This window comes from Actinokineospora sp. PR83, from assembly GCF_021056305.1.
GTDB lineage: Bacteria > Actinomycetota > Actinomycetes > Mycobacteriales > Pseudonocardiaceae > Actinokineospora > Actinokineospora spheciospongiae.
This window is the reverse complement of record NZ_JAJCXD010000123.1, coordinates 7,060-28,720: the sequence shown is the minus strand read 5'-3', so window position 1 is coordinate 28,720 and position 21,661 is coordinate 7,060. Positions and strand designations below refer to the sequence as shown.

Sequence of the window (21,661 nt, the reverse complement as noted above, 5' to 3'; positions counted from 1 at the left end):
CACAACAGGCGACCACCCCACCGAGGCGCGGCGAAAGCCAGCCACCCCGAAAACCGCCGGCCCGGCTACGCCCATGCCCGGGTGGGTGGATGTGCTTGGGTGGGGGAAGCGATCATGTGCAAGCCTGCCTGGGCTGTGGGGCATCTCTTCAGCCCCACTCGGTCACACTGGGCGCATGATCGCTGTAGGGGCCCCGCCCGAGCAGATCCACCCACCCGGGCACCACCATCAAACGACCGGCCCTTGAAGCAACAGCACATCAGGAGGATTTGAGCAGGCGGATTACGGCCCGCTCCAGCGGTTCCCGGATCTCCTCCTCCGGCTTGCCCCGGATGCGGCGCAGGGTGGCCTCGATCGACCGGCCGGAGTGGAACGCCTCGACCACCCTGGGGTCCACATAGGACTGCCGGGCCACGGTCGGGGTGTTCCCCAGTTGCTCGGCGACCGCCCGCATCACCTCCGCGTCCAACCGCCGCGCCGCCGTCTTCGACGAGGGCTGCTCCCGCGCGCCGTACTCGGCCGCGGCCAGGACCGTGGCCGTCCACGTGCGCATGTCCTTCACCGTGAACCGCTCCCCCGCGAACCGCTTGAACCGCTCGTTGACCTCCTCGGCCCGGATCACGTGCCCGTCGTGGGCGAAGAGCCGGTCCTCCTCGCCCTTGCCCCGGCGCAGGGCCCGGACGAGGTCGGCCAGTTCGGCGTCGCGGATCACCGCCTCCCGGTCGATCCCGCCCTTGGCGGGGAAGTGGAAGGCCAGTTCGTCCTTGCGCACCCGCACGTGCGAGCGCAGCAGGGTCGCCACCCCGCGCGAGTCCTCCGCGTACTCCTCCCCGCCCACCCGGAACACCCCGCGGTCGAGGATGCGCAGGGCGCCCGCGATCACCCGTTCGCGGCTCAGGCCCGGCCGGACCAGGTCGTCGTGGATGCGGGCGCGGATCTTCGGCAGCCTGCGGGCCAGGGCCAGGACGCGCTCGTGCTTCTGCTCGTCGCGCTGCGAGCGCCACCGCTCGTGGTAGAGGTACTGGCGCCTGCCCGCGTCGTCGGTGCCCACGGCCTGGATGTGGCCGTTGGGGTGCGGGCAGATCCACACGTCGCGCCAGGCGGGCGGGATGACCAGTTCGCGGACGCGGTCGAGGACGGCCGGGTCGTCCACCCGGTCGCCGGAGTCGTCGACGTAGGCGAAGCCCCGGCCGCGGCGGACCCGCCGCACGCCGGGACCGTCGCACCTGCTGCGGCGCAGACGCACGCGCACCTCCCCGTGTCCGGCTGGGACATTCCCGGGGAGGGCGCGGGCAAACACCTCAGCCGAGGACCGCCAAGCCGTCCTTGATGACAACCGTGTCACCGACGGTGGTCTCGAAGGCGTGACCGCTGCCGGTGGCGTGGAAGGCCGTGGTGATGTCCTGGCCGGGCAGGACCGGCTTGGCGAAGCGGACGGCGAGGCGCCGCAGCCGCGCGGTGTCGCCGTCGGCGAAGGCGGTGAGCGCGGCCCACGAGGTCATCGCCATGGTGCACATGCCGTGGACGATGATGCCGGGCAGACCCACGCTCCTGGCCATCTCCGGGTCGAGGTGGATGGGCATCGGGTCGCCCGCGGTGGGGCTGTAGCGGTGGGTCTGGTCGTCGTCGAGGTGGGCGGCGACGGTGGCGGCGGGCTCCGCGGCGCGCAGCGACTCGTCGAAGGCGTGGCCGGGGGCGCGCTCCCCCGCGGTGACCCCGCCGTCGACGCCGCGGAAGTAGGAGGTCATCCACTGCTCGTTGACCGGTTCGCCGCCTGCCGCGCGGGTCTCGGTGTGCACCACGACCGCGGTGCCGCGCTCCTTGGACACCACCCCGACCGGGCGGGCGCGGCTGACCAGGACGTCACCGGGGCGGATGGGTCGGTGGAAGGTGAAGTCGTGCTCGCCGTGCACCAGGAACGGCACCAGCTCCAGCGGCGCCACGGCGAACGCGGCGGGCCCGAGGGCCCGGAACACGGGCACGATCCCGAACACCGGGGGCGCCACCTCCCCGGCCCGGTGCGCGGGGATCGGGTCGTTGGTGGCCTCGGCGTAAGCGACGATCCGCTCGGCGGTGACCTCAAAGGTCTCCGGCTCGGTCCACTCCCCGAGGGCGGCGGTGGTGAAGTCGGGCATCGTGCTCCCTTTCCGGCCGGTCAACGCTGACCGCGCCACCGTGGCACAGGCCCCGAGGGCGCGTCACGCCCCGGGCGGGAACTCGTCGCCGGGTGCTGCACGCGGTGGTGGTCGGTGAGCATCACCGCGACGGGCGCAGCCACCTCGGGTCCAGGTCCCGGGGTTCCGGGGCGCCGAGGTCGCCGGGCTGGTAGCCCTCCGGGTAGCCGGGGTAGGTGCGGTTCTTCGCGTCGTTGGCCAGGCGCGACACCCGGCGCGGGGGCAGCAGCCGGACCACCGCCGAGCGGGCGCGCAGGGCGCCGTGCTCCAGCCTGGTCAGCCACGCCGGGGCGGCGGGGAAGCCGAACGCGGCGCGCATCTGCGGGGTGATCAGGCCGTGGACGGCCAGGCGCACCAGGGGCGCGAACGGGCGCGGGTACCAGGAGCACAGCAGCTCCCTGGTGTGCACGCCCACGCGGTGGTTGGTGTCGCTGTAGACGAAGTGCGTGCGCTCGTAGTCCGCCTTGAAGGCGCGGAACTCGTCGTAGTCGTCGGGGATGTCGGTGATGCCCATGCGGGTGCCGACGGCGCGGTAGAAGTGGAAGGCCGCCAGCCGCTCGTGGTCCGACAGCGGGCGCCAGCCGTACGCGGTGATCCAGTCGATCGGGTCGTAGATGAACGTGGTCAGCACGTAGAGCATGTCCGCGTTGTCGATGCGGTAGCGCGCGTGCATGCGGTTCACCACCCGCAGCGACTCGCGCCCGCGCGGGGAGTCGTAGCCGTGCTCGGCCAGCTCCGCCATCAGCAGGGCGGTGTCGTCGTAGCGGCGCTGGGGGCGGCGGGCGAACTCGCCGGTGGCGTCGAGCAGCGCCGAGATGCTGGGCACGCAGTAGGTGCGGAACAGGGCGAACTCCAGCGACCGCTGGTAGTCCCAGGGGAACTCCAGCCCCGAGGAGATGCGGTAGATCTCGTGGTGGTCGGCGACCGGGTCCAGCGACTCGATCCGCCGCAGGTTCGCATACCGACCGCGCATCCGGTGCCTCCTCTACCCGCGGGCACCCTTGCCCGTACCGGGAGTATGCCCCATACCGCGAGTACGCACCATCCCCAGGGCGAGCACCACCAGCCCGGCGACGGCGGCGAAGGCGACCACGCGCTCCACCAGCCCCAGCGGCACGAACCGCCACCACGGCGGTCCGCCGAGGGCCATGTTCACCACCCCGACGACGATCGTGCCGAACCACAGCAGCGACACGACCGCGCAGCCGCGCGCCGCCCACCGCCAGCCGGGCCGGTCGGGGAAGACCCGCCGCACCGCGACCAGGACCGCGACCGGCAGCGAGACGAACGCGGCGACGCTGGCGTAGCGGTGGATGGTGCCGCCGATGCTGGGACCCACCGCCCAGTCGGTCTTGGTGAACGCCACGACCACCAGCAGGCTCACCGTCCACACCGCACCGAACAGCAGCGCCACCGCGGACGCCCGCCGCCGCGCGGCCGTGGCGAACACCAGCGCGGAGCCTGCCGCGATGAGCACCAGCGAGCCGTCGAAGGCCCACTTGGCCTCGCCGAGGGCGTACTCGCTCAGCGTGCGGCGCACCGGGTCGAGCGCGTTCGTCGGCGGCACGACGTGCAGCACCAGCAGCACGAGGACCCCGGCGACCACGGCCAGCAGCCCGGCCAGCGGTGCCAGGGCCGCGACCCGCTCCCGGGCCGTTCCGGTCGCCACCTCGGCCGGGTCGTGGTCGACCACCGTCATGGGCGCTCTCCTCTCGGGGTCCGCTTTGTCCGGGTGCGAGGTTAGGCGCGGGACATGATGAGAAGCTGAGAAGCCGACAGCGGCAGGTTCCGCTGTCGGCTTCTCAGGGGCTTCCTTTGGCGGGGCCCGCCCGGTCAGGCGGTGTCGGTCTCGTCGTCGAACTCGCCCAGGATCTCCTCCAGCAGGTCCTCCAGGGCGGCCAGGCCGACGACCTCGCCCCCCGGGCCGGAGACCAGGGCCAACTGCGAGCGCTCGGCCCGCATCCGGGTGACCGCGTCGGCGGCGGGCAGGTCCCTCGGCAGCACCAGCGGGTCGGTCATCAGCTCCGCCACCGTGGTGTCCCGGCCCGCCATGGTGGCGCGGACGGCCTCGCGGACGTGCACGATGCCGACCGGGTTCCCGCCCGGGGACACGACCACCAGCCGGGAGCGCCCGGTCTCGCGGCTGCGCTCCTCGACCTCGGCGGCCGTCGAGGTGGGGGTGGTGGTGACCATCTCCTCCCTGGCGGCCATCACCTGCGCGACGGTGGAGGTCTGCACGGACAGGACACCGGTGAGCATCCGGTGCTGCGACTCCGGCAGCAGCCCGTGCTCGCGGGACTCGCGCAGCAGCAGCCGCAGGTCGTCGGGCCCGTGCGCGGAGGCGACGGTGTCCTGCGGGTCGACGCGGACCAGGCGCAGGGTCGCGTTGGCCATGCCGTTGAGCGCGCGCAGCACCGAGCGGGTGGCGCGGGTGAACGCGCGGAACGGCAGCGCCAGCAGCAGCGCGGAGCGCTCCGGGTGCGAGATCGCCCAGGACTTCGGCATCATCTCGCCGACGACCATGTGCAGGAACACCACCAGCACCACGGCCAGCACGAAGGCGATCGGGTACGCCCAGGCCCGCGACAGCCCGAGGAACGTGAACACCGGCGACAGCAGCTCCGCCACGGCGGGCTTGGCCAGCGCGCCGAGCCCCAGCGTGCACAGGGTGATGCCGAGCTGGGCGCCCGCGAGCATCATCGACAGCTCCCGGGTGCCCTCGATCGCCGCCCGCGCCGCGCGGCTGCCGTGCGCGGCGGCCTCCTCCAGCCGGTGCCGCTTGGAGGCCACCAGCGCGAACTCGGCGGCCACGAAGAACGCGTTGAGCACCAGCAGGACCAGCGAGATCCCCAGGGCGGGTCCGACGCTCACGCCGTCACCTCCGCGTCGGCCGGGCGGACGGTGACGGTGCTCGGGACGTGCCGGGTGATCTCGGCGACCTCCACGACCACCGCCCCGCCCCCGTCGACCTCGACGGTGACCCGGTCACCCTGGCGCGGCACGCGGCCGAGCCGCTGCAGGACCAGCCCGCTGACCGTGTCGTACTCGGCGCCCGCGGGCAGCTCGATCCCGGTCACCTCGGCGACCTCGTCGACCCGCCAGCGCGCGGGCACCGACCAGGAGCCGTCGCCGTTGGCCACGGCGCGCTCCTCCATGTGGTCGTCCTCGTCCAGGATCTCCCCGACGACCTCCTCGGCGACGTCCTCGAAGGACACCACCCCGGCGAAGCCGCCGAACTCGTCGACCACGCAGGCGAGCTGCCGGTGCTCCAGCCGCAGCCGCTCCAGGACCTCCGGCAGCGCCAGGCTCTCCGGGAGGAACAGCGGGACGGTGGCGACCTCGGCGATCGGCGTGGTGGCCCGCTCGGCGGCGGGCACGGTCAGCAGCTCGGCGATGCCCGCGACGCCGACGACGTCGTCCACGTCGGACCCGATGACCGGGAAGCGGGAGCGGCCGGTGTCGAGCAGTTCGACCAGGCGGGAGGCGGGGTCCTCGGAGCGCAGGGTGTGCACGTCCACCCGCGGGGTCATGACCTGACCCGCGGTGAGGGTGCGGAAGTCGAGCCCGCCCTCCAGCAGCCGGGAGGTGCCCGCGTCGAGCTGCCCCTCCTCGCGCGACTCGTCGATGATGCCGCGCAGGTCCTCGGCGGTGGCCCCCTGCGGCAGTTCCTCGATGGGTTCGATGCCCAGGGCGCGCAGCAAGCGGTTGGAGGCGTTGTCGAACAGCCGGATCAGCGGCCCGCCGACGGTGAGGTAGATCAAAGTGGACCGGCTCAGCGCCTTGGCGAGCGCCTCGGGTTTGGCGATGGCCAGGTTCTTCGGCGCGAGTTCGCCGAAGACCATCTGCACCGCGGTGGAGAACAGCAGCGCGACGACGACCGAGATCGCCGTCGTGGCGCCCGCGGGCAGGCCGGTCAGGCCGAGCAGTTCGGCGATGCCGCCGCCGAGGTAGGGCTCGGAGACGTAGCCGACGAGCAGCGCCGTGACGGTGATGCCGAACTGCGCGCCGGAGAGCATGAACGACAGCTTCTGGGTGACGGCGAAGGCGCGTTCCGCGGCCTTGTCGCCCTCTTCGGCGAGCTGGCGCAGGCGGTTGCGGTCGACCGCGACGTAGGCGAACTCCTGTGCGACGAAGTAGCCGGTGGCGGCGGTGAGGAGCAGGACGGACGCGAGTCCGAGCAGGATCAGCACGGGGTGATCACCCGGCACTCGCGGTGCGGCCGGGCCGAGCCCGGCCGCGTACTACAGCCATCTGGCGAAGTCATGCCACTCACGCTAACACGGGCAAACTGGGCTGGTCGGGCGGCGTGCGAGTACCCGACCGTCCACCGAGGACGGTTTGTTACCCACCAGTACGGCGTGGGCGACACCCACCGGGCGCGTCCCGATCTGAACCCATTCGGCCCATAGCGCGGGAGGAGTGACGAAGATCGCTCCGAGCCGCACCCCGGCTACCGCGAGTGACATCGGCCGATGTGCACGTGCAGACGCCAGGGCGGAGTGGACCGACGCCGCGCGGTGGCGAAGATCGGACATCTGAGCTGATCACCCGGGTTGTCAAGCCGAGTCACCCATCCGAGTGAAACCATTACAGTGAATTTGTTCACACCTTTTATTTGCCGGTGGTCTGACACCCTCCGTGGTCGTTTTATCGTCCTTAGCACGAAGCCCCGATGTGATCAACCACGATTTTTCGGCATTCCCGTCATTTACGCTCGGTGAGGCCACGGCGGATGTGGATCACCAGCTTGGCGGTAGTGACTGGTTCCACAGGACCCGTACGTTGCTCGGACATCGATATCACCGGTGAAGAATCTCGGAGTCGTGATGCGGGCTGTGTCGGTCAATGAATACACGGGCGCCCAATTGCGGCGGTTGTGCTTGGCCATCGGATTGGAGCACCGCGCCGACGAAGTGGTCGAGGTGGTGGCGGACCTGCTGGGTCCGGCGGGCACCCGGGGTCTGGCCGAACCGCCGCTGTGGCGCTCCGACGTCGCCGACGACCACTCCCCCGTGGAGTACTCGGTGGCGTTCGAGGAGGACGGCTCGCACACGCTGCGGATGCTCATCGAGTGCGTGGCGGCGACGCCGGGGCCGCGGCAGAACATGGCCGCCGCGCTGGCCGCGCTGGACCGGCTGGCCGAGCGCTACCCGCTGGCCACCGACAAGTTCGACGAGGTGCGCGACCTGTTCCTGCCCGAGGACCCGCAGGGCGTGTTCACCCTGTGGTTCTCCTTCGTGGTCCGGTCCGAGGGCCCGCCCATGGTCAAGGTCTACCTCAACCCGGAGGTGCGCGGCCAGGCGAAGGCCGACAGCCTGGTCCGCACCGCGCTGAGCAGGCTGGGCTTCACCGGCAGCTTCGACTGGATCCTCGCCCACCAGCCCCGGCCGGGTTCCACCCTGGACCGGTTCTCGTTCTTCGCGCTGGACCTGGAGGACACCGCCTCGGCCAGGGTGAAGCTCTACCAGTCGCACTTCGCCGCGACGGTGGCCGAGGCGCAGTTCGCCGCGGGCGCCACCGACGCCGCCGACACCGCGCGGGTCGCCGAGTTCACCGCGCTGGTCGGCGGGCCGGGCCCGTTCAGCCGCAGGCCACTGGTGTCCAGCCACACCTTCCTGGCCAGCGACTCCGCCCGGCCGAAGGGCTACTCGCTGTACGTACCGGTGCGCGACTACGTGCGCGACGACGCGGTGGCGCTGGACCGGACGCGGCGGGCGCTGCGCAGCTTCGGGGTGGACACCGCGGCGCTGGAGCGGGCGGTGCGCGCGGTCACCGACCGGCCGCTGGCCGAGGGCGTCGGGCTGCTGGCGCACGTGTCGCTGCGGATGGGCCCGCCGCGGCCGGGCGTCACGGTGTACCTGTCGGCCGAGGCCTACGAGGTGAACCGCCCGTCCCGGGCCAGGGTGGGCGCGGCATAACTCCCGGTGTGGTTGCGTACACCGCACCGAAATGGGTCACGAACCCACGCGACAAACGAAAAGGAAGTAACCGCCGATGCCGCTGATGGAGCCGTACCGCATCAAGGTCGTCGAGCCCATCCCCATTCTGACCCGGGCCGAGCGCGAGGCGGCAATGGCCAGGGCGGGCTACAACCCGTTCAATCTGCGGGCCGACGAAATCACCATCGACCTGCTCAGCGACTCGGGCACCAACGCCCTTTCCTCGGCACAGCAGGCAGCAGGCATGGTGGGCGACGAGACCTACGCCGGGGCGCGGTCGTTCTTCCGCTTCCGCACGGTCGTGGAGAACCTGACCGGCTACCCGCACATCATGCCGGTGCACCAGGGCCGGGCCGCGGAGCGGATCCTCTTCGGCGCCGTCCTCAAGCCGGGCGACCTGTCGATCAGCAACACCCACTTCGACACCACCAGGGCCAACGTCCAGCTCTCCGGCGGCACCGCCGTCGACCTGCCGTGCGCGGAGGCCAAGAACCTCGACAGCCGCGACCCGTTCAAGGGAAACATCGACCTCGCCGCCCTCGAAGCCGCGCTCGCGGGCCCCGACCCGGTCGGCCAGGTGATCATGACGGTCACCAACAACGGCGGCGGCGGCCAACCGGTCTCCATGGCCAACCTCGCCGCCGCCACCGAACTCTGCCGCGCCCACGGCGTCCCCTGCTTCCTCGACGCCGCCCGCTTCGCCGAGAACGCCTGGCTGGTCATCCAGCGCGAGGAGGGCTGGGCCGACAAGACCCCGCACGAAGTCGCCCGAGCCGCGTTCGACCTGGCCGACGGCGCGGTCGCCAGCCTCAAGAAGGACGCCATCGCCCACATGGGCGCCTTCCTCGCCGTCCGCGACGAGGCCCTGGCCAAGCAGTGCGAACTGGTCCTCACCGCCACCGAGGGCTTCCGCACCTACGGCGGCCTGGCGGGCCGGGACCTGGAGATGCTGGCCACGGGGATGGAGGAGGTCGTCGAACCCGACTACCTGCGCTCCCGCGAAGACGCCACCCGCTACCTCGGCGAACTCATCAACACGGTCGGCGTCTCCATCGTCGAACCCGCGGGCATCCACGCCCTCTACCTCAACGCCGGACGGCTCCTGTCCCACCTGCCCCCGCACCGCTTCCCCGGCCACGCCCTGGCCACCGAGCTGTACCTCGCGGGCGGCATCCGCTGCGCCGAACTCGGCTCCCTCTACCTCGGCGAGGAAGACGCCGAGGGCAACCTGGTCAAGGCGGCCCCGTACGAACTCGTCCGCCTGGCCATCCCCCGGCGCGTCTACACCCAGAGCCACCTGGAGTACGTGGCGGAGGTCCTGGGCGAGATCGCCAAGGACCCGACGGCGGTCCCCGGCTACCGGGTGGTGGAGTCCCCGCCGCTGCTGCGGCACTTCAACTGCCGGGTCGAGCCGGTCCGGGACTGACCCGGGGCGGGCCTGCCCGTGCGGAGCGGACCCGCCCCAGGGGGCGGGCCTGTTCCCGAGGCGGGACCGAGCCGGGCGGGGCGGGCGAACCTCGCCGCGATCGGCGGCGACACCGCACCCCGTCGCCACGCCCCGGACGGGGCAGGCTCCGCGCGCAGCGCAGAGGAGGCGCAGCCCGGCAGCGGCAGGGTTCCATGTCGCACGGCGGCAGGATTTCCGCACATCGGCGGAAGTCCTGCCACCACCGGTAGCGGATCGGCACGACGCGGCGGGGCTCCGCCACCGGCGCAGGATCAGCACGACGCGGCGGGGCTCCGCCACCGGCGCAGGATCGGCACGATGTGGCGGGGCTCGCCACCGGCGAGGGTTCTGCCGGTGGCGCGGGCTCCGCATCATGCGGCGGGGGTTCCACGCGGTGCGGGTGGCAGGTGCCCCTGTCCGGCCGAACCCCCCGGACCTGCCCCATCCCCCGAACCTGCCCAGAGGCGCGGACGCGGTGCCGTCGGGGTGGCCCACGACGAGTCGCACCACGCCCGCGAGCGCACCGCCGCCACCCCGTGGACGGGTGACCCCGTGGACGGGTGGCGGCGGCAGGCCGAGAGCGGTCCACGCGGTCAGCGTGTGGACGAGAGTCGGGTACGGGACGGGCGGCGGCGCGGGCGCTGCTCGACTGCCGGGCCGGGCTCGACATCGCGGAGCCGCTCGATCGGAGCGGCTCGACATCGCGAGCCGCTCGATGCAGGCGCCGACCGACCACCGGAGGGCGGGCTCAGCTCCCGCAGGCCGCGCGCGTCCGCACACCTCGCCACCGTGCGCTCGGCAGCAGGGGCCGCTCAGGCGGGCGTGGCGGCGAGGTCCGGGTCAGGCGTGGTCTGCTCGCCCGCGGTGGTGTGGCCGTGACCGGGCAGGGCGGCATGGACGTGGGGTACGACAACGTCTGCGAGCCGCCACTGCCACCACCCCCGTGGCCGTCCTCGCCCCCCGCGCGCCATTCCGACTCAAGCTTACCCGCGAGCACCGACAATCCACGGCTTCCGACCGAATGCCTGTGGACAACTCACGCTGGGCGGGAGAACACCTGTGGTCTCCCGCCACCACCCCGGCGCAGAACATCGTGGGCGGGCCCCATGGTACCGGGCTCGCGCCCGGGAGCGGGTCAGGCAGAGGCGCGTGCGAGCTGGTCCATCGTGTACTGCACGAGCCGCACCAGGACCTCCTTGCTCGACTCCCGTTCGCGGGCGTCGCAGCGGACGACCGGGACCGAGGGGTCGATGTCGAGGGCTTGGCGGACCTCTTCGACCGTGTGGTCCCAGGAGCCCTCGAAGCCGTTGACGGCGACGATGAAGGGGATGTGCCTGCGCTCGAAGAAGTCGATCGAGGGGAAGCTCGAGTCCAGCCTGCGGGTGTCGACCAGGACGATGGCGCCGAGGGCGCCGTGGGCGAGTTCGTCCCACATGAACCAGAAGCGGTTCTGCCCGGGGGTGCCGAAGAGGTACAGGACCACCTGCGGGTTGATGGTGATGCGGCCGAAGTCGAGGGCGACCGTGGTGGTCTCCTTGCCCTCGATGAGGCGCATGTCGTCGACGCCGACGCTGGCCTCGGTCAGGACCTCCTCGGTCCGCAGGGGCGGGATCTCGCTCACCGAGTTCACCATCGTGGTCTTGCCGACGCCGAAGCCGCCCGCCACCACGATCTTGACCGAGGTGGGGATCACCAGCGTGTCGCTCACCTGTCAGATCCTCCGAATGCCATCGAGTACCGCCTGCAGGAGCTTCGTGTCGGTGATCTCCGTGGTCTGGAACATCGCCCCCGCGAGGACGTCACCGCGTTCGATCAGGTCGCTGATGAGGACCTTCACCACCACCAACGGCACGTTGAGGTAGGCGGCGACCTCGGCCACCGACAGCGGCACCGTGCAGACCTCGATGATCTGCAGGTGCTCGGGGCTCAGCGCGGAGGTGTCCGACGGGGAGCGCGAGGCCCTGATCTGGGTCACCAGGTTGAGGTTCGGGGCGTTGGGGCGGGTGCGGCCCCTGGTCATCGCGTACGGGCGCACCAGTGGGCCCGCCGCCTCGTCGAACCACCAGTCCTGGTCGCCGGTCACCACGGCGCCACCGCCGGGGCGGCCGTCATGACGGGCGCCTGCCGGGGACCGCGACCGGGGCGGCGGCCCCGCCGCGCGGTGCCGAGGCCAGGTGGGCGCCGACCCGCTTGACCAGCATGTTCATCTCGTAGGCGATCATGCCGACGTCGGCGTCCTCCTCACCGAGGACGGCCAGGCAGGCGCCGCGGCCCGCGGCGGTGACGAACAGGAACGCGTGGTCCATCTCGACGATGGTCTGGCGCACCTGGCCGCCGTTGAACTGCCTGCCGGTGCCCCTGGCCAGGCTCTGGAAGGCCGAGGCCATGGCCGAGAGGTGCTCAGAGTCGTCCTTGGACAGCTCTGCGGAGCGCCCGAGCAGCAGTCCGTCCGCGGAGAGCACGACCGAGTGGCGGATGCCCACCACCCTGCGGACGAGGTCGTCCAAAAGCCAGTTCAGCTGCTGGTCCTGGCCGATCTTGTCGTTCACCGTGTGCTGTCCTTCCCCGTTGTCACACAACACTTCGACATGATCATCACTTACCCGTGGTCACCCACGGCACCGGTGCGTCACTGCCCGGTCCGGTCCTCGTCGGCGTCCTCGGCACGCCGGGCGTCCCGGGTGCCGCGCTGGAATGCCGACATCGTGTTGCGCACCCGTTCGGCGGTGTGCTCCCCGGCCTGCGGCAGCGGGTCGGCCTCCCAGTCCGGGATCAGCGGCTCGTCGCGGAGCTGGGGGGCGAGGTTCTGCTGTCGTTTGCGCCGCGGCAGCAGTGGGCGTTCGCCCTCCGACCGCGAGTGCCCGTTCTGCGTGTGCGACTGCCCAACTCCGTTCTCGACCGGGAGCGCGTCCGCGTGCGGGGTCTCCGGCGCTTCCTCATCGGTGAGGGGCCACTGGGCGGCGTCGGGGTCGGCGGTGGTGATCGATCCCCCGTCCTCGCCCAGGGCGTCGGACCAGAACTTGTCGATCCCGCCCCGGTAGGGCGAGTCCACGGTCTCCACGGCGGTGTCCAGCGCGACGGCGGTGCCGCCGCCCTCCTCCGGCAGCCGGTCGAGCTGCTTGCGCGGCCGGGGGCTGGGGGTGTCGGACTCGGGCACGAAGTCGACGTTCTCGGCGACGATCTCCGACGGGATGAACACCAGTGCGACGGTGCCGCCGTAGGGCGACTCGCGCAACTCGACGCGGATGGCCCGGCGCGCGGCCAGCCGGGCGACGACGAACAGGCCCAGGCGGGATTCCCCGCGCAGCGCCATGGCGTCGAACTCGGGCGGGTGGGCGAGCATCTGGTTGGCCTGCTCGCGGTCCTCGGCGGTCATGCCCAGGCCGTGGTCCTCGATCTCGACGACGACTCCGCCGGAGACCTGGGAGGTGTAGACCTCGACCTGGGAGCGGGGCGGGGAGAACGACGCGGCGTTGTCGACCAGTTCGGCGACCAGGTGGATGGTGTCGGCGACGGCCACGCCCTGCAGGGCGACGTCGGGCACCTGGCGGACGCGGACGCGGACGTACTGCTCGGTCTCGGCGACGGCGGCGCGCAGGATGTCGAGCAGGCGCACCGGCTTGCGCCACTGGCGACCGGGCTGCTCACCGGCGAGGATGATCAGGTTCTCGGCGTTGCGGCGGGCGCGGGTGGCGAGGTGGTCGAGCTGGAACAGCGCGTCGAGGTGCTCGGGGTTCTCCTCCTCGCGCTCCATCTTGTCGAGGATCTTGAGCTGGCGGTGGACCAGGCCCTGGTGGCGGTGGGCGATGCCGAGGAAGACGCGGTTGACGCCCTCGCGGGCCTGGCTCTCCTTCACCGCGGCGGCGATGGCGGTGTACTGGGCGGCGTTGAACGCGTCGGCCACCTGCCCGATCTCGTCGGTGCCGTAGTCCAGCGGGGGGACCTCGGCGCCGACGTCGACCCGCTCGCCCTGCCGCAGCCGGTCGACGATGCTGGGCAGCCGTTCGTGGGCCAGCTTCAGGGAGTCGTTCTTAAGTTCGTCGAGCCGGGTGACCAGGGCCTTGTTGACCAGCCTGCGGGAGATGCGGACGGCGAGCACGATGCCGGTGACCACCGCGAGCAGGGCGATCAGCGAGCCGACGATGACCTCGAAGAACTTGTCGTCGGCGCGTTGCAGGCCCAGGTCGACACCGTTGGTGGCCTGCTGCCTGGCCAGGTTGAGGATCTGCTCGGAGGTGTCGCTGCTCAGCGCCTCCCAGTCCCCGGCGGTGATCGGCGGCACCGCCTCGTCGGCGTCGCGGCCGGAGACGCGGTCGGTGGGCACCAGGCCGATCATGGCGTCCTCGGCGGCGGTCAGCCGCGTCCAGGCGTCGGAGCCGGTGAGCTTGCGGTAGGAGTCCCGGACGCCGTCGGTCGCGTTGGGCACGGCGGTCGCCATGGTGGCCCGGTAGGAGCCGACCAGGGTGGCGAAGTCGACGTGCTGCTCGGCGGTGAACCCGCGGGCGGCGATGGCGGCGGAGGCCAGCGAGGAGGCCCGGGACATGCGGTCCGCGGAGCGGAAGAAGTCGGTCGCGGTCAGTCCGGCCTGCACGACGACGGCGTCGGGGACGATGCGCGCCTGGGTGTCGAACAGGTCGGCACCGGCGTCGAGGACGCTGTTGTAGTAGTCGTAGATCTCCACCTGCGTGGCCCGGCCCGCCTCGACCTGCGCGCGGCGCTGCTGCAGCGGGTCGAGGGCCTGGTTGAGGGCGGTGACCTTCTCGTTGACCTCGGCGGGGGCGCTGGTGGTGAGGGCGGCGAGGGCGGTGTCCAGTTCCTGGATCGCCCGGTCGGTGGTCTGCTGCTGCGCGGCGAGGGGGCCGTCGTTGGTGCCGGGGGCGCTCAGCGCGGTCATGGTGAGCTGCCGCTCGCGCTGCAGCGCGGCGAAGGTGTTGATCGCCGGGATCGAGGCGTCCTTGACACCGCTGGTCACGGCCTTGAGGTAGATGCCGTCGAAGACGGTGTAGGACGAGAACACCGCCCACATCACCAGCAGGATGACGCTGGGCACGACGACGACACCGGTCAGGCGGGACCGGATCGTCGTCGGCGACTTGGCGGGCGCACCGTTCTTCAGCTTCACGGCTCTCCACGGTTCCTGGCCGCGGCACGCGGCTGCGCGCGTGTCCGCGCCCCGATCAGGGGTTCGTGCGGGGACGGGTGGGGGTGGTCCACGGGGGTGGATCGGACCGCGGTGTGCCTTGTGGGCCCGGGTCCGCCCGGTGGCGGGGTGAGCCGCGGTGGCGCCGAGGGCGCGCACCGGCAGGCGGCACGCTGGTCAGCGGCACGCATCGCACGGACAACACCTCGCATCGGCACGTCTGGTTCGGCACATCTGGTATGCGTCTCGACTCTCACCTGTATTCGTACGCGCGCCCCCCAATGAGGTAATCGCCCTCACGAGTGAAACGCTGGACTGAACCATGATCCATCTTACTCAGAGCCAGTGTTCACCTGCGGTGCGCGAGGACAAAGCCTACCGGTTCACTCTTCCGTGAAAGCACCCGGTCCGACCCCTGAGACACGCGGGTGGTCGCTCACCCGGCTGGCCGAAACGCAGCGCACCCCGGGCGACGCGCAACGCGCACCCGGGCGTGTCGGGTACCCAGGGAATCTATTCAGGACATTTCTGGAACCACTCCGGAAACCCCGTGGACCCGCACCCGGCCCGGCGCGGCCCGGTAGCGGTACCCGACGCCGCGCACGGCGAGGATGGGCGAGTCCCGCCCGCCCCACCCGAGCTTGCGGCGCAGCCGCAGCACCGCGAACTTCACCCGGTCCGGCCCCACCCCCGCCGGGTCGTCCCAGACCGCCGCGAGCAACTGCCCGAGCGACAGGACCGCCCCCGCGTGCCGCACCAGGGTGGTGAGCAGCCGGAACTCGATGGCGGTCAGCTCCACCTCCCGCCCGGCGACGGTCACCACCCGGCTCCGGTGGTCGACGCGCACCAGGCCGTCGTCGTACACCCCGGCGACCCCACCCACCCCGGTGCCGCCCGAGCGGCGCAGCAGCGCCTCCACCCTGGCCAGCAGCTCCGAGCAGGAGAACGGCTTGGCCAGGTAGTCGTCGGCGCCCGCACGCAGGCCGCGCACCTTGGCCGAGACGGTGTCGTGCGCGCCGAGCAGCAGCACCGGCAGGTCGGCGAGGTCGCGCACCCGCTCCAGCACCGACCAGCCGTCCATCCCGGGCAGCTCCACGCCGAGCAGGACCAGGTCGGGGCGCACCTGGTAGAGCAACCGCAGCGCGGACCGCCCGTCCGAGGTGGACACGAACTCGTGCCCACTGGCGTCGAACAACCCCCGCAGCACCCGCTCGACACCCGGCTCGTCGTCGACGGCCAGTATCCGGGCCACCCGGCCACCCCACTTCCCTCGGCGGCCCGCGTCCGCCCGGCCCGTGCCGGACCAAAGTACGACCGCACCCGACCGTCCGCACGGGACACGTCACCCGACCAGGTGGCACGCGCAACCGACCCGCAACCGAGCGGGCACCCGTCGCGCACCCGAGGCCCGGCAGGGTTGTCGCAGGCGACAACGCCCCCGGGGAGGAACACCATGCGCACCAGCAGCCGCGCCACCACCGCCGCTCTCACCCTCGCCGTCGTCGCGGCGGCCACGCTCAACACCCCCCAGGGCACCTCGGGCGGAGCCACGGCCCCCGGCAACCCGACCCGGGACGCGATCACCGCCGACGGCACCCGCGTCATCGCGAGCGCCATCAGGGCGGGCGGCCCGGCAGCCGCACCCCGCTCGACCACCGACACCGCGTGCACCGACCACTCCTACGCCCTCAACAGGTGGCGGGTCAGCGGAACCCTGACCTGGTACTACAACGGCAGGGCTGCCGCCCCCGCCGTCGCCGACACCGCGCTGCCCGCCCTCACCAGCGCCTCCGACACCGTCGCCACGGGCGTCAACCGCTGCGGCAAACCCGCCACCTTCACCACGGTCTACGCCTACGGCGGCGAGGTCGGCGCCACCGCGCAGATCAGCGCGGACGGCCGCTGCACCGGCAACGACGGCAAGTCGGTCACGAGCTGGGGCGCGCTGCCCCCGGGGGTGCTCGCCTACACCTGCACCTTCGCCACCGAGCAGGGCCTCGTGCTCACCTCCGACACCCTGCTCGACAACCGCGCCCACACCTGGTTCACCACCCGCCCCGAGAACTGCGCGAACGCCTACGACCTGGAAACCACGCTGACCCACGAACGCCTGCACACGGCCGGACTGGCCCACGTGAACCAGGCGGCGAGCCCCGACCAGGTCATGACCCCCGCCTCACCCCCGTGCGAGACCAGCCGCCGCACCCTGGGCGCGGGCGACTACGCGGGCCTGGCCGCCCTGGCCGCCCAGAACTGAACGACCTAGCGCAAGGTCCCCAGGTACCGGGTCACCTGGATCTCGATGACCACACGTTCCGGGTTCGGACGCGGTTCGCGGTAGCGCCGCGCGTACCGCCGCTCCGCGTCAGCCACCGCACCGGCATCTGCGCGGACCACCGCCGGTCCCTCCAAAGTGGACCAACGCGCACCGTCCACCTGGCACACCACCGCCGTGCCGCCGTCGCGGAGGTTGCGGGCCTTGCGGGAGGCGCCGTGGGTGATGACGCGGGCGGTGGCCGTCTCCGGGTCGTACGTGACGCCGACCGGCACGACGTGCGGAGTGCCGTCCGGGCGGAGCGTGGTGAGCGTGCACAGGTGCCGCTCACCCCAGAAGGCCAGGAATTCGTCGCTGTGGGCCACCGGCCCAACCTACCCCCACCCGGTCAGGTGTGACGGGCGACAACGCGAAACTGGTTGGCATGGGCAACGAAATCAGTTAGCGTAGCTAACCTAAAGATTTCCTCAGGCTGGAGGTATCAGGGTGCCGAAGGGGCGCACGCGGACACTCGCCGAGCTGGGGCCTCGGTACAAGTGGGTCGCGCTGTCGAACACGACGCTCGGGCTGCTCATCGCCACGATCAACTCCTCGATCGTGCTGATCGCGCTGCCCGACATCTTCAAGGGGATCGACATCAACCCGCTGGACCCGAGCAACACCGGGTACCTGCTGTGGCTGATGATGGGGTTCCTGGTGGTCACCGCCGTGCTGGTGGTGAGCTTCGGCAGGCTGGGCGACATGTACGGCCGGGCGCGGATGTACAACACCGGCTTCGCCATCTTCACGCTGTCGTCGATCCTGCTGGCCGCGACCTGGATGCACGGCGACGCCGCCGCCTGGTGGCTGATCTCGTGGCGGATCGTGCAGGGCGTCGGCGGCGCCTTCCTGATGGCCAACTCCAGCGCCATCCTCACCGACGCCTTCCCCGCCCACCAGCGCGGCATGGCGCTGGGCATCAACGGGGTCGCGGCGATCACCGGGTCGTTCCTGGGCCTGGTCATCGGCGGTGTGCTGGCGCCGGTCAACTGGCACTGGGTGTTCCTGGTGTCGGTGCCGTTCGGGGTCCTGGGCACGATCTGGGCGTACCTGAAGCTGCACGACACCGGCGAACCGAAGCACGCGCGGATGGACTGGTGGGGCAACATCACCTTCGCCGTCGGGCTGATCGCGGTGCTGGTGGCCATCACCTACGGCATCCAGCCCCACGGCGACAGCGCGATGGGCTGGGGCAACCCGTGGGTGCTCGCGGGCCTGATCGGCGGGGCGCTGGTGCTGGTGGTGTTCGCGGTGATCGAGACGCGGATCGACAACCCGCTGTTCGACCTGTCGCTGTTCACGATCCGCGCCTTCTCCTTCGGCAACCTGGCGAACCTGATGGCCTCGCTCGGTCGCGGTGGGCTCCAGTTCATCCTGATCATCTGGTTGCAGGGGATCTGGCTGCCGCAGCACGGGTACAGCTTCGAGTCGACGCCGCTGTGGGCGGGCATCTACATGCTGCCGATGACCGTCGGCTTCCTGATCTCGGCGCCGGTCTCCGGTGTGCTGTCGGACAGGTACGGCGCCAGGGTGTTCGCCACGGTCGGCCTGGTGGTCACCGCGGGCACGTTCCTGGCGCTGACGCTGCTGCCGGTGGACTTCTCCTACCCGGTGTTCGCCGCCCTGCTGCTGGTGAACGGCCTGGGCATGGGCCTGTTCTCCTCGCCGAACCGGGCCGCGGTGATGAACAGCCTGCCCGGGAACGCGCGCGGGGTGGGCGCCGGGATGACGGCCACGTTCCAGAACTCGGCGATGGTCCTGTCGATCGGGGTGTTCTTCGGGCTGATCATCGCCGGGCTGTCGACGAACCTGCCCTCGGCCATGGCCACCGGGCTCACCGCGCACGGCGTCCCGGCCGAGCAGGCCGCCCAGGTCGCGGCGCTGCCCGCGGTGGCGGTGCTGTTCGCGGCGTTCCTGGGCTACAACCCGATCGAGCAGCTCCTCGGGCCGACGCTGTCGTCGCTGCCCGCGGACCAGAGCGCGTTCCTCACCGGCCGCAGCTTCTTCCCGAACCTGATCAGCGGCCCGTTCTCCGACGGGCTGACCGTGGCGTTCGTGTTCGCCATCGTCGCGTGCCTGATCGGCGCGGTGGCCTCGTGGTTCGCCGTGGAGGAGCGGCGGGCCGAGCCGGAGGGGCACCACGAGACCGTGGGCGAGGAGCTGGCCGGGATCGCCGGTGAGCTGACCGCCAGCACCCCGGCCCGCGGGTCGGGCTGACCCGCCGGACCCGGCCGAGGCGGCCGTCCCCACCGGGGGCGGTCGCCTCGGTCGTCCCGGGGTCGCCTCTCAGCGCGGGCGGCGGGAGCGTGGTAGTTCTCATGCGCACCCCACCAGACCCGGGAGGTCCGGATGCGCACGGCTGTGATCGGCACGATCGACGGCGACGGCCTGGTCGTGGCCGACGTCCTGGACGACGGCGCGCTCGCCGTCACCCGCGCGCTGCCCGAGGTCCGGGAGCCGTCCTTCCTGCACCTGGCGGGCGGCACCCTGTACGCGGTGAACGAGCTGCCCGAGGGCACCGTGACCGCCCTCGACCCGGCCGACCTCACCGTCCGCCGCACCCGCCCCACCCTGGGCGCCCAGCCCACCCACCTCACCACCCACGCCGGGCACCTGGTCGTCGCCCACTACCTCGACGGCACGGTCGGCGCGCACCCCCTCGCCGCCGACGGCACCCCCGGCGAGAGCACCACCCGGCTGCGCCACGAGGGCGCCGAGCCCCACGCCCACCAGGTCCTGCCCGACCCGTCCGGCCGGTGGCTGATCTCCGTCGACCTCGGCTCGGACGCGGTGCACACCCACCGGATCACCGACGGCACCCTCACCGCGCACGCCCGGCTGGACCTGCCGCCCGGCCTCGGCCCCCGCCACCTGGCCTTCCACGGCGACCGCGCGCACATCGTCGGCGAGCTGCGCCCCGAGCTGGTCGCCGCCGACTGGGACGCGGCCACCGGCACCTTCACCCCCGCCTGGACGCTGCCGCTGCCCGCGGGCAACCAGCCCGCCGAGATCGTCCTGTCCCCCGACGGCCGCTTCGCCTACGCCACGCTGCGCGGGGACAACACCGTCGCGGTCGTCGACCTGGAACACCGTGAGGTCGTGCAGGCCGTCCCCGTGGGCGGCGACTGGCCCCGCCACTGCGCCCTGGACGGAACGCACCTGTACGTCGCCAACCAGCGGTCGCACTCGGTCACCCGGCTGCCGTGGAACCCGGCGACCGGGCTGCTGTCGGAGCCGGTGGGCGAGACGCGCGTGCGCGGTGCGTCGATGGTCGCCTTCCTCGACTGACCGTCAATCCTTGCCGGGCAAGGACGCCAGGCCGTGAATCGCGGCCTTAACTGGGAAGGTGCTGCCCGGAACGCGAACCAGGGGCCAAGGGCATCACGTTTCCGGAAGTGTCTTGACAATCCCGAGAACCACCGACCACTCTGGGGCGCAATGGTCTAAACCACTCGGTGGTTGTTCGGGAAGGGTGCCGCTCGTGAGGGTTCGGTCGAGATCTGCGGTGGGTGGGGTCGCCTTGGCGGCGACGGTGGCGCTGGCGCTGGCGGGGTGCGCCGGTTCCTCCGGCGGGAGCGGGCAGGCCGCGCAGTCCGGGCCCCGGACGGTGACGGTGTGGCTGATGAACGGGTCGGCGCCGACCACGCTGACCGACGCGCTGCACAAGGAGTTCCAGGCGGCGCACCCCGGGGTGACCGTCAAGTACGAGATCCAGCAGTGGAACGGCATCCAGGACAAGCTGACCACCGCGCTGTCCGGCAACGACGCGCCGGACGTGATCGAGATCGGCAACACCCAGGCGCCGAAGTTCGCCGCCGCGGAGGTGCTGACCGACCTGACCGCCGACGCGGGCGCGCTCAGCGGTGACCAGTGGCTGGCCAGCCTCAAGGCCTCCGGCTCCTGGGACGGCAAGCAGTACGCGATCCCGTTCTACGCGGCCAACCGCGAGGTGCTCTACCGCAAGGACATGTTCGACAAGGCAGGCATCACCGCCGCCCCGACCTCGCGGCAGGAGTGGCTCGACGCCATCGCCAAGCTGCGCGCCACCTTCGGCTCGGACCCCGACTTCCAGGCCCTCTACCTGCCCGGCCAGAACTGGTACAGCCTGCTGTCGTTCATCTACGACGAGGGCGGCGACATCGCCGAGCAGGACGGCACCAAGTTCACCGCGTCCCTCGACTCCCCCCAGGCCAAGGCGGGCCTGGAGTTCTACAAGCAGCTCACCGAGGCATCCGGCACCAAGGCCCCCAAGGACGCCGACGAGCAGACCCCGGAGCAGGCGGGCATCTACGGCGGCGGCAAGGTCGCCATGTTCATCGGCCTGCCGTGGGAGGTGGCCACCGCGGCCAAGTCCGACCCCACGCTGACCGAGAAGACCTCGGCGTTCCCCATCCCGTCGAAGGACGCGGGCAAGACCGCCCCGGTGTTCCAGGGCGGCTCCAACCTGGCGATCCCGGCCAGGAGCGCGAACCAGGACCTGGCCAAGGACTACCTCAAGCTCATGGCGAGCGCGAAGTACCAGGCCGACTTCGCCAAGGCGGGCATGATCCCCGGCACCTCCTCCGACACCTCCGCGCTCGACGCCGACCCGGTGAACGCGGCGATGGCCAAGGCGTCCAAGAACGGCCGGTCCGTCCCGGCCACCCC

18 protein-coding genes are annotated in these 21,661 nt (G+C 71.8%); 6 read left to right on the top strand and 12 right to left on the bottom strand.

The features are described from left to right. Nucleotides 1-259: 259 nt before the first annotated feature. The 6 genes from L6E12_RS31605 to L6E12_RS31580 all read right to left on the bottom strand — a co-directional run bounded on the left by L6E12_RS31605 (nucleotide 260) and on the right by L6E12_RS31580 (nucleotide 6,364). Nucleotides 260-1,246, bottom strand: a complete 987-nt coding sequence (locus L6E12_RS31605) for a DNA topoisomerase IB (protein ID WP_236231582.1) — start codon at nucleotides 1,244-1,246, stop codon at nucleotides 260-262. 55 nt (nucleotides 1,247-1,301) lie between these two features. Beyond that, the gene (locus tag L6E12_RS31600) at nucleotides 1,302-2,135 is read right to left on the bottom strand and encodes a MaoC/PaaZ C-terminal domain-containing protein (RefSeq protein WP_236231581.1); all 834 of its coding nucleotides are present in this window, start codon (nucleotides 2,133-2,135) and stop codon (nucleotides 1,302-1,304) included. A 121-nt stretch (nucleotides 2,136-2,256) separates the two neighbouring features. Continuing rightward, the gene (locus tag L6E12_RS31595; RefSeq protein ID WP_236231580.1) at nucleotides 2,257-3,147 is read right to left on the bottom strand and encodes an oxygenase MpaB family protein; all 891 of its coding nucleotides are present in this window, start codon (nucleotides 3,145-3,147) and stop codon (nucleotides 2,257-2,259) included. Between the two features lie 12 nt (nucleotides 3,148-3,159). Next, complete coding sequence (locus L6E12_RS31590) at nucleotides 3,160-3,873, bottom strand: DUF998 domain-containing protein (protein ID WP_236231579.1); 714 nt, start codon at nucleotides 3,871-3,873, stop codon at nucleotides 3,160-3,162. 134 nt (nucleotides 3,874-4,007) lie between these two features. Beyond that, nucleotides 4,008-5,045, bottom strand: coding sequence for a hemolysin family protein (locus L6E12_RS31585; RefSeq protein WP_236231578.1), 1,038 nt, complete (start codon nucleotides 5,043-5,045; stop codon nucleotides 4,008-4,010). Beyond that, on the bottom strand, nucleotides 5,042-6,364 hold the full coding sequence (locus L6E12_RS31580; protein WP_236231577.1) for a hemolysin family protein: 1,323 nt from the start codon (nucleotides 6,362-6,364) through the stop codon (nucleotides 5,042-5,044). The genes L6E12_RS31585 and L6E12_RS31580 overlap by 4 nt, the downstream gene beginning before the upstream one ends. 690 nt (nucleotides 6,365-7,054) lie before the next feature. On the opposite strand from L6E12_RS31580, the gene L6E12_RS31575 reads away from it, so the two are divergent. Both L6E12_RS31575 and L6E12_RS31570 read left to right on the top strand, forming a co-directional pair. Next, nucleotides 7,055-8,092 carry a tryptophan dimethylallyltransferase family protein gene (locus L6E12_RS31575; RefSeq protein WP_236231576.1) on the top strand — a complete coding sequence of 346 codons (1,038 nt, stop codon included), beginning with the start codon at nucleotides 7,055-7,057 and terminating at the stop codon, nucleotides 8,090-8,092. Between the two features lie 76 nt (nucleotides 8,093-8,168). Beyond that, a complete protein-coding gene (locus tag L6E12_RS31570; RefSeq protein WP_236231575.1) occupies nucleotides 8,169-9,539 on the top strand; it encodes a tryptophanase in 1,371 nt (456 codons plus the stop codon). A 1,156-nt stretch (nucleotides 9,540-10,695) separates the two neighbouring features. Here L6E12_RS31570 and L6E12_RS31565 read toward each other — a convergent pair. From L6E12_RS31565 to L6E12_RS31545, 5 genes are all read right to left on the bottom strand, one after another. Next, complete coding sequence (locus L6E12_RS31565; RefSeq protein WP_035278733.1) at nucleotides 10,696-11,268, bottom strand: ATP/GTP-binding protein; 573 nt, start codon at nucleotides 11,266-11,268, stop codon at nucleotides 10,696-10,698. Nucleotides 11,269-11,271: 3 nt separating this feature from the next. Then, the gene (locus L6E12_RS31560; protein ID WP_308075389.1) at nucleotides 11,272-11,643 is read right to left on the bottom strand and encodes a DUF742 domain-containing protein; all 372 of its coding nucleotides are present in this window, start codon (nucleotides 11,641-11,643) and stop codon (nucleotides 11,272-11,274) included. A 25-nt stretch (nucleotides 11,644-11,668) separates the two neighbouring features. Beyond that, on the bottom strand, nucleotides 11,669-12,109 hold the full coding sequence (locus tag L6E12_RS31555; protein WP_035278738.1) for a roadblock/LC7 domain-containing protein: 441 nt from the start codon (nucleotides 12,107-12,109) through the stop codon (nucleotides 11,669-11,671). Nucleotides 12,110-12,189: 80 nt separating this feature from the next. Further along, a complete protein-coding gene (locus L6E12_RS31550; protein ID WP_236231574.1) occupies nucleotides 12,190-14,682 on the bottom strand; it encodes a nitrate- and nitrite sensing domain-containing protein in 2,493 nt (830 codons plus the stop codon). Nucleotides 14,683-15,217: 535 nt separating this feature from the next. After that, complete coding sequence (locus tag L6E12_RS31545; protein WP_236231573.1) at nucleotides 15,218-15,952, bottom strand: response regulator transcription factor; 735 nt, start codon at nucleotides 15,950-15,952, stop codon at nucleotides 15,218-15,220. A 201-nt stretch (nucleotides 15,953-16,153) separates the two neighbouring features. Between L6E12_RS31545 and L6E12_RS34950 the strand changes: the two genes are divergently transcribed. Next, complete coding sequence (locus tag L6E12_RS34950; RefSeq protein WP_255683567.1) at nucleotides 16,154-16,957, top strand: M10 family metallopeptidase domain-containing protein; 804 nt, start codon at nucleotides 16,154-16,156, stop codon at nucleotides 16,955-16,957. A 5-nt stretch (nucleotides 16,958-16,962) separates the two neighbouring features. On the opposite strand, the gene L6E12_RS31535 is transcribed toward L6E12_RS34950, so the two are convergent. Further along, a complete protein-coding gene (locus tag L6E12_RS31535; RefSeq protein ID WP_236231572.1) occupies nucleotides 16,963-17,340 on the bottom strand; it encodes a TIGR03618 family F420-dependent PPOX class oxidoreductase in 378 nt (125 codons plus the stop codon). 121 nt (nucleotides 17,341-17,461) lie between these two features. Between L6E12_RS31535 and L6E12_RS31530 the strand changes: the two genes are divergently transcribed. From L6E12_RS31530 to L6E12_RS31520, 3 genes are all read left to right on the top strand, one after another. After that, entirely contained in the window at nucleotides 17,462-19,231 is a 1,770-nt protein-coding gene (locus L6E12_RS31530; protein ID WP_236231571.1) for an MFS transporter, read from the top strand. A gap of 132 nt (nucleotides 19,232-19,363) precedes the next feature. Beyond that, nucleotides 19,364-20,302, top strand: coding sequence for a beta-propeller fold lactonase family protein (locus tag L6E12_RS31525; protein ID WP_236231570.1), 939 nt, complete (start codon nucleotides 19,364-19,366; stop codon nucleotides 20,300-20,302). Between the two features lie 217 nt (nucleotides 20,303-20,519). Beyond that, the coding region (locus L6E12_RS31520) for an extracellular solute-binding protein (protein ID WP_236231569.1) at nucleotides 20,520-21,661 on the top strand (1,142 nt) is incomplete at its 3' end.